An 11,832-nucleotide genomic window follows, 5' to 3' on the forward strand; every position below is an offset into this window, starting at 1 on the left:
GGTGATTTACCGAAACTTGTCCAACAGCTTTTGCATCGGTGACCGGTCATCCGGATCCGGAATAGGCTCAGGGTCGGTCGCAGCTTTTGGTGTGGGCCTTTCCGGTGTTTTTGACGACCGCGCAGGCACCGTCCGCAAAGCGACGGCATTCATGAATTTCCCGCTTTCCCCTTCGGCAAGATATTGGGCCCCGTCCGAAACGCCCCGCAGGACGTCTTCCAGCCAGTTGGCGTCAGCCTTGGCAAAATCGCTTAGCACATAGGCCGAGACCATTTCCTTGCGCCCCGGATGGCCAATCCCTAGCCGTACCCGGTCATAGGCAGGACTGATGTGTTCGTGGATGGATCGCAGCCCGTTATGCCCCGCGTGACCACCGCCGGCCTTGACCCGCACCTTTCCGGGGGCCAGGTCCAGTTCATCATGAAAGACGGTCACGTCAACCGACTCGAGCTTGTAAAACCGCATCGCTTCACCAACGGACTGGCCGGATCGGTTCATGAAGGTTTGCGGTTTCAGCAGCAGAATTTTGTCCGTGCCGAGACGACCTTCGCAGACCTCGGCCTGAAACTTTGAACGCCAGGGACCAAACCCGTGATCCTCGGCGATGCGGTCCAGTGCCATGAAGCCGATGTTGTGACGGTTTCCAGAGTATTTTGAACCGGGATTCCCCAGGCCGACAAACAGCTTCATCATTTCGTCCTTACATGTCGCGGGCCAATACCTGAATACGTATCAGGTTCATCGCACGGTTCGCCACCGCCTTTCCAGTCCCGCCCGGCCAAAAGAAAAACGGGGCTCTGAAAGAACCCCGTTTCATATCCAGAACCAAAAGGTTCCGAAATTATTCTTCAGCGCCGATTACTTCGACTTCGTCGGCTGCAACTTCGCCCTCTTCGCCGTCTTCATCGTCGCTGGACGTCAGACCGGTCGGAGCCGAAATGTTCGCGATCACGAAGTCACGGTCGATGGTCGGCTTGGTGCCGGCCGGCAGGTCAACCGACGAAATCGTCACAACGTCGTTGATGTTCAGACCGGTCAGATCGACGGTGATCTTTTCAGGAATTTCACCGGCGGTGCACATCAGTTCGACTTCCGGACGAACAACGGTCAGAACGCCGCCCTTCTTGATGCCGGGCGCTTCTTCTTCGTTGATGAACTCAACCGGAATGAACAGAGCGATCTTGGTGGTCCGGCGCAGGCGCATCAGGTCCAGGTGGGTCGGCAGGTCTTTGACGACGTCACGCTGAACGTCGCGGCAGATGACACGGACGTCTTCGTGGCCTTCAACCTTCAGGTTCCACAGGGTCGACTTGAACCGGCCGGCTTTCAGACGCTTGAACAGGACGTTGAACGGGATCTGGATCGGCAGCGGCTCTTTGTCGCCACCAAAAACAATGCCCGGAACCATGCCGTCGCGGCGTGCCTGACGAGCGGCGCCCTTGCCTGTCCCCGTCCGTTCCAGAGCTACGAGATCAGGAATCTCTCCAGCCATGATAATTCTCCAATGTTAGGGCGGGCATCCTCCAAGGCTGTATGCCCGCGTGAAGCCGCGTCCTTAGCTTGATTCATTGGGTTTGGAAAGGGGTTTTTGACGGATTGTCATTTTGCGAGGCTCTGCCTCGCGCTCCGGGATATTTGGGGCCAGATGAAAAACGGATCCGGTCTTCATCTGGCTAAAAATATCCCGGGGGAGACGCCCGTAGGGCGGCGGGGGCAGAGCCCCTGACAACAGCGGCCCTCTCAGATCTGCCAGCGACCACCGAAGTCTTCTGGGATCAGCAGGTTGTGGCGCCCCAGATTGCTAACATTGCGTTCGCCGCACAGCGCCATGGTGGTGTCCAGTTCCTTGTGGATGACGTCCAGCGCCGTGGTTACGCCTTTCTGACCCATCGCCCCAAGGCCATAGACAAAGGCGCGGCCGATATATGTACCCTTGGCCCCCAGCGCCAGTGCCTTCAGAACGTCCTGACCCGAACGGATGCCACTGTCCATATGCACTTCGATGTCTCCGCCAACGGCGTCCATGATCTGCGGCAGCATTCGGATGGAACTGAGCGCACCATCCAACTGGCGACCGCCGTGGTTCGAGACCACAATGGCATCCGCCCCGAGCTTTGCGGCCATCTTCGCATCTTCGGCATCCAGAATACCTTTCAGGATAACCTTCCCGCCCCATTGCTCCATCAGCTTTTCGACCTTGCCCCAATCTAGGCTTGGGTCGAATTGTTCGGCAGTCCAGGCCCCCAGCGAGGATGCGTCAGAAACGCCATGCGCATGTCCGACGATATTGCCGAACTCGCGTCGGCTGGCGCCCAGCATCTCGATTCCCCAGGCCCACTTCGTCATCAGGTCGGCGATTGTTTTGGCCGTCAATTTCGGCGGGGCGGACAAACCGTTCTTGAGGTCCTTGTGCCGCTGGCCGAGGATTTGCAGGTCGAGTGTGATCACCAATGCCGAGCATTTGGCGTCCTTGGCCCGCTGGATCAGGCGATTAATGTAGTCCTGATCCTTCATCGTATAAAGCTGGAACCAGAACGGCTTGCCCGTGTTCTCGGCCACATCCTCGATAGAATTGATTGACATTGTCGATAGGGTGAAGGGTACGCCGAAATCTTCCGCTGCCTTGGCCGCTTTTATTTCGCCATCTGCGTGTTGCATGCCGGTCAGCCCCACGGGCGCCAGCGCGACCGGCATCGCTACGTCTTGCCCGATCATCTGCGACGCGGTCGAACGCCCGGACATGTCTACTGCAACCCGTTGGCGCAGGCGGATGTCCTCGAAATCCGAGGTGTTTTCGCGAAAGGTCTGCTCGGTCCAGCTGCCGCTTTCAGCGTAGTCGTAGAACATCCGTGGCACGCGGCGTTCATAGATGCGTCTGAGGTCTTCAATCGTTGTAATGACTGGCATGATTCCGGGCCCCGGTAGCTTTGGTTAATTTTCTTTACCAATTTCTCTTGCGCTCTGCAACGTATCTCTGGCAGCAAAAAAAACCGCAGCTCGCAAAGGCGGGCTGCGGTTGACGCATGAGACGAGTTTTGTCGGCGGATCAGGCCGAATGTGCACCGTCCGCCAGTGACCGGACGAAGCTTAGGATCTGGTCGACCGGCTTTCCCTCGGCAATCTGGCTGACAATGGCTGAACCGACCACGGCGCCATCAGCTATGCTTGCGATTGCCTTCGACTTTTCGGGTGTATTGATGCCAAAGCCCACAATAACCGGCAGATCTGTCTCCGATTTGATCCGAGCCACCTCAGGACCGACATTGGTGGCCTGCGCCTCGGCAGCGCCGGTGATGCCGGTGATCGAGACGTAATACACAAAGCCCGATGTATTCTGAAGGACGCGGGGCAGGCGCTTGTCGTCGGTTGTGGGCGTTGCAAGCCGGATAAAGTTCAGGCCGGCGGCCTGCGCGGGCAGGCACAGTTCGGCATCCTCTTCCGGGGGCAGGTCTACAACGATCAGGCCATCGATTCCGGCGGATTTAGCCTCGGCCAGAAAGTCGTCGACACCTCGGCTGTAGATCGGGTTGTAGTATCCCATCAGGACAATCGGGGTCGTATCATCTGTTTCCCGGAAAGCCCGCGCCAGATCCAGAGTGCGCTGCAGGGTCATTCCCCCGTCCAGCGCGCGCTGGCCTGCAGCCTGAATCGTAGGGCCATCAGCCATCGGGTCCGTGAAGGGCAGGCCCAGTTCGATCACATCGACACCGGCGCCCGGCAGACCTTTCACGATCTCAAGCGAGGTGTCGAAATCGGGATCCCCGGCCATGACGTAGGAAACAAAGGCCTTCCTGCCTTCGGCCTTGAGGGCGGCGAACTTGGCGTCGATACGGGTCATCTTCTGTCCTTGCATTCAGGTTTGAACCTGATGTGCAGAAACTTTGCCCGGAAATCAATCCCGCCAAGGCTGAATGGTTCAGAACGCGTAATGATATCTGACCAGGGCCGAGTTGACACCCGGGTTGTCGTCCTGGGTGCTGGCGTTGGATTTGTGGGTAATCGCGAAGGACAGCTTGTTGCCATTGTTCAACGTATATCCAAGGCCAACAAGGCTGCGGATCTGGAACTCTCCGCCCAGATCGTTCAACGAGTCGCCTTCGGAAAAGTACCCTGGCATGACGCTGCCTTCAACGAACCATCGGTCAGCGAAGGTGTAGAACCCGATCAACCCGATCCCGATATGAACATCACCAGCGGTATCCACAGTCAGGGCGCTGCCCCAGGTCGCGGACACGCGGGTGTCTTCGTAAAAGGGGCGGTGCTGGTACTCGAGCGAGAAAGCGGCTTCATCGTCTGCGTCGCTGTCGGAGAAATCCGAATACCCAGCGCCAAAGATGATGGTTTGAGCGTACGCTGCCGGAGCGGCCATTATCAGCACAAGTGCTGCAACAAAACTCTTCATAACTGTTGATCACTATCTGGTTGTTTGCAACGTCTTACATGGTGAGCTTAGAGCGCAGGATTCAATGCGGGCAAGATCACGGATGTCGAACGATTTCGTGATGTTGCATTTTGGACCAGGCCGCCATCTTTCGCTCTGGCTTGCGCATTGACCCGGACCTGCATAGAAGCACCCCTCGAATGGCATCAGGAGACCGTCATGGGCTTTAAAATGGGAATCGTGGGTTTGCCGAATGTGGGTAAGTCGACCCTCTTCAACGCGCTGACCAAAACCGCGGCTGCACAGGCTGCGAATTTCCCGTTCTGCACGATCGAACCCAATGTGGGCGATGTTGCCGTGCCCGATGATCGGCTGGACAAGCTGGCGGCGATTGCAAGCTCGAAACAGATCATTCCCACGCGGATGACCTTTGTGGATATCGCCGGTCTGGTTAAGGGAGCCTCGAAAGGCGAGGGGCTTGGAAACCAGTTTCTGGCCAACATTCGGGAAACCGACGCCATTGCCCATGTGTTGCGCTGTTTCGAAGACGGAGATGTGACCCATGTGGATGGCCGTGTCGATCCGGTAGCTGATGCGGACACGATTGAGACCGAGCTGATGCTGGCCGATCTGGAAAGCATCGAAAAGCGCCGCGCCAATCTGGTGCGCAAGCTGAAAGGCAGTGACAAAGAGGCACAGCAACAGGACCGCTTGCTGGCCCAAGCGCAAGCGATGCTGGAAAGCGGCAAGCCCGCGCGTCTGGTTGAAGTGTCAGGCGAAGATGCCAAGGCCTGGAAGATGCTGCAACTGCTGACCACCAAGCCGGTGCTCTATGTTTGCAACGTGTCCGAAGAAGAAGCTGCCGAAGGTAATGAGTACTCGGCGAAGGTGGCCGAAATGGCCGCTGCTCAGGGTAATGCTCACGTTATCATCAGCGCCAAGATCGAAGAAGAGATCAGCCTGCTGGAAGCGGACGAAGCCCAGATGTTCCTTGAGGAAATGGGCCTGGAAGAACCCGGTCTCGATCGTCTGATCCGAGCAGGTTACGACCTGCTGAAGCTGGAGACCTATTTCACCGTCGGCCCGAAAGAGGCCCGCGCCTGGACCATCCGCACCGGCACCGCCGCACCGCAGGCCGCTGGCGTGATCCATGGGGATTTCGAAAAGGGCTTCATCCGCGCCGAGACCATCGCCTATAACGACTACATCGCTGCCAATGGCGAGCAGGGTGCGAAAGAGGCCGGCAAGATGCGGGCCGAGGGCAAGGGCTACATCGTCAAGGACGGCGATGTGATGCACTTCTTGTTCAACACGTAAATCAATCAGGCTGCGGCAAGTTTTCAGAGCGCTTCGTTTAAGCTGCACTGGGTGATCAGCCACCTGCCGTCAGCTTGCTTATATAGGATATTCAAAGAGGTACCCTGGCCGGTCGTACCTTCGCTGTAACGAGCGAGGCACCAACCGACATTGTCATTGATATCAGCGTGCACAATTGCGATGACCTTGTCTTCGCCGCCGTCCTCCACCCACTCCGAATGGATATCTTCTATGGCTTGTCGCCCGATCGCTGGTGGGCCATAGGGTGAAAACAACTCTGCGTTTTCTGTAAAGTACGACGCGCATCCGGCGGCGTCATTTGATCGATATCTATCGACGTATCCGTCATACAACTCTTGAAAAACGTCCTTTGCCGTCATTATGCGCTCCGTGCGTTCGTACGCTCGTTCCATTAGAGGCAAGTTGACCAGGCGAGGCAAGAACTCTGTATTGCCGGGTCGCAGGCAGAGACGGCGCTTTTCCTTTGGAAAAATGCGGTTAGAGTGTCATTTTGCCCGACGTTGGAATGCTAAAGCATGATCGAAATCCGCGACCTTCAACTCCTCAGCGCCTTGGCGCGGCAACGCCATTTCGCCAAGGCGGCCGAGGAATGTGGGATTTCTCAACCCGCGTTTTCCATGCGCATCCGCAATCTCGAAGATCGGCTGGGCGTTTCAATTGTCCGCCGGGCCAACCGGTTTCAGGGCCTGACCGAAGAGGGCGAGATGATCGTCCGCCGCGCACGGCGTATCCTCGATGACGCAAAGGCGCTGGAACAGCAGGTGCTGGCCGCGCGGGGTGAGATTACGGGGACGTTGATTCTGGGCGTGATCCCCACCGCGATTGCCTTTACCGGACGCCTCATCAAACGCCTCCAGCAAGCTCATCCACGCATTTTGTCGCGGATCGAAACCATGTCGGCCTCGGCCATTCAGCACCGGCTGGACGAAGGCAGTCTGGATGCGGGCATCACCTACGGCGACAGTATCGGCACCGACTTGCGGCAGGTGCAGCCGCTGTATGAAGAAACCTATGTGCTGCTTGTCCCGTCCCACATGATCGAAGAATCCGGCCCTATTCCATGGGCTCGGGTGGCCGAATTTCCGATCAGCCTTCTGGAGCCGCAGATGCAGAACCGACGCATTCTAGACCGGATTTTCGCCGAACAGGGCCTGCATCCCCACGTTGTCGCCGAAACCAGCGGCTTTACCGCATCGATGGTGATGGCGCGCGAGGGGCTGGCAGCTACGGTTGTGCCTCGGGTTCTGGTCCGGGCGTTGGGCGATCTGAAGGGAACCAAAGTGCTGCCCTTAGTCGACCCGATTGTCAGCAAACCGATTTGTTTGGCGACCCTTAGTCGTGACCCGGAATTGCCAACGGTCGAGGCTTTGCGTGCCGTGGTGACGTCTTTACGGTGATAAACTGTCGTTATCGTGCGATTGAATTTGGCGATTTGACGATATGCTATTCTGATGAGACACGGAGCCTCAATCGGAGGGCATCATGGCACCATTAGACACCAAGCCATCAGGCGCACCCAAGGGCGTCTGGAAGTCAGGTAAAGGCAAAGGGCGGCACACGCCCAAAGGCCGTCAGTTCACGGATGAGGCGCAGGCGGAGATTCATCGCCTGCTGGGCGATCGCCCGCGCCGCCGCGACCTGCTGATCGAATTCCTGCATTTGATTCAGGACGAACACGGCCATATCAGCGCCGACCACATCGCCGCGCTTGCGGTTGAGATGCGGATCGGACAGGCCGAGATTTATGAGACGGCGACCTTCTACGCCCATTTCGATGTTGTGAAAGAAGGCGAGACCCCTCCGCCTGCGCTGACGATCCGTGTCTGTGATTCCCTGTCCTGTGAAATGGCCGGTGCCCAGCAGCTGCAGAAGGCGCTGGAAGACGGTCTGGACCCGGCAGAGGTGCGTGTGGTGCGCGCGCCGTGCATGGGCCGTTGTGATACCGCGCCGGTGCTCGAAATCGGTCACAACCATATCGACCATGCGACCCCCGAAAAGGTGCAGGCTGCGATTGCTGCGGGCGACACTCACGCCCATCTGCCCGGCTACGAAGCCTTCGCTGCTTATGAGGCAAACGGCGGTTACGCCAAGCTGAAAGAGCTGCGCGACGGTGGTGACTGGGAGAAAGTGCAGGAAGACATCCTGTCCTCGGGCTTGCGCGGCCTGGGTGGTGCTGGCTTCCCATCCGGCAAAAAGTGGGGCTTTGTTCGAATGAACGAGGGCACACGCTATCTGGCCGTGAACGGGGACGAGGGCGAGCCTGGCACGTTCAAAGACCGCTACTATCTGGAACGCACGCCGCATGTCTTCCTTGAGGGCATGCTGATTGCCGCCTGGGCGGTCGAGGCCGAGACCTGCTTCATCTACATGCGCGACGAGTATCCGGCGGTACTGGAAATCCTGGCCCGTGAGATTGCCGCGCTGGAACAGGCCGGGATCGTCGAAAAAGGTTACATCGACCTGCGTCGCGGTGCTGGCGCATACATCTGCGGTGAAGAATCCGCGATGATCGAGTCGATCGAAGGCAAAAAGGGCCTGCCGCGCCACCGTCCTCCATTTGTGGCGCAGGTAGGGGTCTTCAACCGTCCGACCTTGGTGCACAATGTCGAGACGCTGTATTGGGTCTCGAAGATCTGCCGTGAGGGGCCGCAGATTCTGAATTCAGTTGAAAAGAATGGTCGCAAGGGCTTGCGGAGCTACTCGGTCTCGGGCCGAGTAACCAACCCCGGTGTTTACCTGCTGCCTGCGGGTTCGACCATTCTTGACGTGATTGATGCCGCCGGCGGCATGGCCGAAGGTCATGCGTTCAAGGCGTATCAACCGGGCGGGCCGTCGTCAGGTCTTCTCCCCTCTAGTATCGACGACGTCCCGCTCGACTTTGACACCCTGCAGCCGCTGGGCACGTTCATCGGGTCCGCTGCCGTGGTGGTTCTGTCCGATCAGGATACCGCCCGTGATGCGGCCCTGAATATGCTGCGGTTCTTCGAGGATGAAAGCTGTGGTCAGTGTACGCCCTGTCGGGCGGGCTGTGAAAAGGCGGTGAAGCTGATGCAGGCCGACAAGTGGGATCAGGACCTGCTGGAAGACCTGTGTCAGGTCATGGGCGATGCTTCGATCTGCGGTCTGGGGCAGGCAGCCCCGAACCCGATCCGCCTGGTCATGAAACACTTCGCTGACGAAATCTGAGGGAGACAGAGCCATGCTTGATGCAAGCCCAAACAAGACCGTCACCTTCAACCTGAACGGCGAAGATGTCACCGTGCCTGAGGGCTGGACCATCTGGGAAGCCGCCAAGGGGCAGGGGTTCACTATTCCGCACCTGTGCCACAAGCCGCAGCCGGGCTATCGCCCGGACGGCAACTGCCGCGCCTGTATGGTCGAGGTGGAGGGCGAGCGTACGCTGGTCGCCTCGTGCATCCGCCCTGCGGCGGATGGGATGGTCGTTAAGACCGACTCGGAGCGTGCCGAGAAATCGCGCGCCATGGTTATGGAGCTGCTGGTTGCCGACCAGCCCGAGGCAGCGCACGACACCTCGAGCCACTTCTGGGACATGGCCAAGCTGACCGATGTCAGCGACAGCCGTTTCCCGGCGAAAGAGGCCGATAAAATCCCGCTGCTGGATGACAGCCACGTTGCGATGCGCGTCAATCTGGATGCCTGCATCAACTGCAACCTCTGCGTCCGGGCCTGTCGCGAAGTGCAGGTCAATGACGTGATCGGCATGGCCGGTCGTGGCCATACGGCGCAGGTCGTGTTCGACCAGAACGATCCGATGGGCGCGTCGACCTGTGTGGCGTGTGGCGAATGCGTTCAGGCCTGCCCAACCGGGGCGCTGATGCCCGCGACCGTGCTGGACGATCAGCAGCACGGCGACAGTAAAGACTACGATAGCGACACCGAAAGCGTCTGCCCGTTCTGCGGCGTGGGCTGTAAAGTCTCGCTGAAGGTCAAGGATGGCAAGGTCAAGTATGTCGAGGGTATCAATGGCCCCGCAAACGAAGGCCGTCTGTGCGTCAAAGGGCGGTTCGGCTTTGACTACATCCACCACCCGCACCGCCTGACCAAGCCGCTGATCCGGCGCGAGGATGCGCCTGCCAAAGGTCTGAACGTCGATCCGGGCAACCTGTCGACCCATTTCCGCGAAGCGACATGGGAAGAGGCGATGGATCTGGCCGCCACCAAGCTGAAAACACTGCGCGAAGAAGATCCGCGCAGCGTTGCAGGCTTTGGTTCGGCCAAGTGCACCAACGAAGAAGCGTATCTGTTCCAGAAGTTCATCCGTCAGGGCTTTAAGCACAACAACGTCGACCACTGCACCCGCCTGTGCCATGCGTCGTCGGTGGCTGCACTGATCGAGAACGTGGGTTCAGGCGCCGTGACAGCGACCTTCAACGAGATCGAAAACGCGGATGTGGCGATCATCATCGGCTCGAACCCGATCGAGAACCACCCTGTCGCGGCAACCTACTTCAAGCAGTTCGCCAAGCGCGGCGGCAAGCTGATCGTGATGGACCCGCGCGGCGTCGGTATGCGCAAGTTTGCCGACGAAATGCTGCAGTTCCGTCCGGGTGCTGATGTCTCGATGCTGAACGCGATCATGAACGTGATCGTCGAGGAAGAGCTGTATGACAGCCAGTACATCCACCGCTGGACCGAGAACTGGGAAGCCGAGAAAGAGCATTTGCGCCAGTTCACGCCCGAGGCGATGTCGCCGATCTGCGGCATCGAACCGGATCAGCTGCGTCGTGTCGCGCGCACCTTTGCGCAGGCCAAGGCCGGTCTGATCTTCTGGGGTATGGGCGTCAGCCAGCACATCCACGGCACCGATAACTCGCGCTGCCTGATCTCGCTGGCTCTGATGACCGGCAATGTTGGTAAACCCGGTGCGGGTCTGCATCCACTGCGGGGTCAGAACAACGTGCAGGGCGCGTCCGATGCGGGCCTGATCCCGATGTTCCTGCCGGATTACCAGACCGTGACGGACGATGGCATCCGCGCCAAGTTCAACGAGGTCTGGAACTCGGACGACTTCTCGAACGAGAAGGGCCTGACCGTGACCGAGATCATCGACCAAGCCTATGCGGGCAACATCAAGGGCATGTACATCATGGGTGAAAACCCGGCCATGTCCGACCCCGATGTGAACCACGCCCGTGACGCGCTGGCCAAGCTGGACCTGATGATCGTGCAGGACATCTTCCTGACCGAAACGGCGAACTATGCTGACATCATCCTGCCCGCCTCGGCGCTGTATGAAAAGAACGGCACGGTGTCGAACACCAACCGTCAGGTGCAGCGGGTGCGGCCGGCTGTGACCCCTCCGGGTGAGGCGCGCGAGGACTGGAGGATCACCGTTGATCTGGCGCAGCGGATCGGGCTGAACTGGGACTACACGGACGTGTCTCAGGTGTTTAATGAGATGAAGCTGACCATGGCGTCGCTTGACAACATCACGTGGGAGAGGCTTGAGACCGAAACCATCACCTACCCGTCGCTCAGCGAGACCGATCCGGGGCAGGCGATTGTATTCGGTGACGGATTCCCGCGCGCGGATGGCCGGGCCCGGTTTACCCCGGCCAGCGTCATCCCGCCGGATGAAGCGCCGGATGACGAGTACCCGATGATCGCCACCACCGGCCGTCAGTTGGAACACTGGCACACCGGGTCGATGACTCGTCGGTCGAATGTTCTTGACGCTGTTGAGCCGGAAGCGAACTGTTCGATGAATCCCCGCACGCTCAAGCTGATGGGGATCGAGCCGGGTGAGATGATCCGGCTGACCACCCGGCGCGGGACGATTGACATCATGGTTCGAGCCGATCGGGCGATCGCCGAAGACATGGTCTTCATTCCGTTTGCCTATGTTGAGGCGGCGGCGAACATTCTGACCAACTCGGCCATCGACCCCTATGGGAAAATCCCCGAGTTCAAATTCTCGGCCATTCGCGTTGAAAAGATTGGGGATGCCATCGCAGCGGAGTAGGCGCCGCGCACGACAAAAATTCAAGGGCGGTTCTGATCAGAGCCGCCCTTTCGCGTTTCACACCATCCTGTGCCGGTCATGCCTGTCCAAAACTGTGCAGCGTCAGTTGCGCCTCAACGCGCCGCAGTCG

10 protein-coding genes are annotated in these 11,832 nt (G+C 58.9%); 4 read left to right on the top strand and 6 right to left on the bottom strand.

Going from position 1 to position 11,832, the window contains the following annotated elements:
* Nucleotides 1-6: 6 nt before the first annotated feature.
* From pth to ACR1XU_RS08750, 5 genes are all read right to left on the bottom strand, one after another.
* The gene (gene pth, locus ACR1XU_RS08730; protein ID WP_170613409.1) at nt 7-690 is read right to left on the bottom strand and encodes an aminoacyl-tRNA hydrolase; all 684 of its coding nucleotides are present in this window, start codon (nt 688-690) and stop codon (nt 7-9) included.
* Between the two features lie 151 nt (nt 691-841).
* Nucleotides 842-1,492: a 50S ribosomal protein L25/general stress protein Ctc gene (locus ACR1XU_RS08735; protein ID WP_170613407.1), complete on the bottom strand. Its 651-nt coding sequence runs from the start codon at nt 1,490-1,492 to the stop codon at nt 842-844.
* Nucleotides 1,493-1,740: 248 nt separating this feature from the next.
* The gene (locus ACR1XU_RS08740; RefSeq protein WP_480905805.1) at nt 1,741-2,907 is read right to left on the bottom strand and encodes an alpha-hydroxy acid oxidase; all 1,167 of its coding nucleotides are present in this window, start codon (nt 2,905-2,907) and stop codon (nt 1,741-1,743) included.
* A gap of 139 nt (nt 2,908-3,046) precedes the next feature.
* A complete protein-coding gene (gene trpA / locus ACR1XU_RS08745; protein ID WP_170613403.1) occupies nt 3,047-3,838 on the bottom strand; it encodes a tryptophan synthase subunit alpha in 792 nt (263 codons plus the stop codon).
* A gap of 78 nt (nt 3,839-3,916) precedes the next feature.
* The gene (locus ACR1XU_RS08750; RefSeq protein WP_480905802.1) at nt 3,917-4,402 is read right to left on the bottom strand and encodes an acyloxyacyl hydrolase; all 486 of its coding nucleotides are present in this window, start codon (nt 4,400-4,402) and stop codon (nt 3,917-3,919) included.
* Nucleotides 4,403-4,600: 198 nt separating this feature from the next.
* On the opposite strand from ACR1XU_RS08750, the gene ychF reads away from it, so the two are divergent.
* Nucleotides 4,601-5,698 (top strand): redox-regulated ATPase YchF, encoded by a 1,098-nt coding sequence (gene ychF, locus ACR1XU_RS08755; protein WP_480905800.1) that lies wholly within the window; start codon nt 4,601-4,603, stop codon nt 5,696-5,698.
* A 23-nt stretch (nt 5,699-5,721) separates the two neighbouring features.
* Here the strand turns inward: ychF and ACR1XU_RS08760 are convergent, their stop codons facing one another.
* Nucleotides 5,722-6,078 (bottom strand): YybH family protein, encoded by a 357-nt coding sequence (locus ACR1XU_RS08760; protein ID WP_480905797.1) that lies wholly within the window; start codon nt 6,076-6,078, stop codon nt 5,722-5,724.
* Between the two features lie 156 nt (nt 6,079-6,234).
* Here ACR1XU_RS08760 and ACR1XU_RS08765 point away from each other — a divergent pair, with 156 nt between their 5' ends.
* From ACR1XU_RS08765 to fdhF, 3 genes are all read left to right on the top strand, one after another.
* Entirely contained in the window at nt 6,235-7,116 is an 882-nt protein-coding gene (locus tag ACR1XU_RS08765; RefSeq protein WP_170613395.1) for a LysR family transcriptional regulator, read from the top strand.
* An 85-nt stretch (nt 7,117-7,201) separates the two neighbouring features.
* Nucleotides 7,202-8,905 carry an NAD(P)H-dependent oxidoreductase subunit E gene (locus tag ACR1XU_RS08770; protein WP_170613393.1) on the top strand — a complete coding sequence of 568 codons (1,704 nt, stop codon included), beginning with the start codon at nt 7,202-7,204 and terminating at the stop codon, nt 8,903-8,905.
* 13 nt (nt 8,906-8,918) lie between these two features.
* On the top strand, nt 8,919-11,702 hold the full coding sequence (gene fdhF, locus ACR1XU_RS08775) for a formate dehydrogenase subunit alpha (protein WP_480905794.1): 2,784 nt from the start codon (nt 8,919-8,921) through the stop codon (nt 11,700-11,702).
* Nucleotides 11,703-11,832: the final 130 nt, after the last annotated feature.

This window comes from Ruegeria sp. D1(2025) (assembly GCF_056536425.1).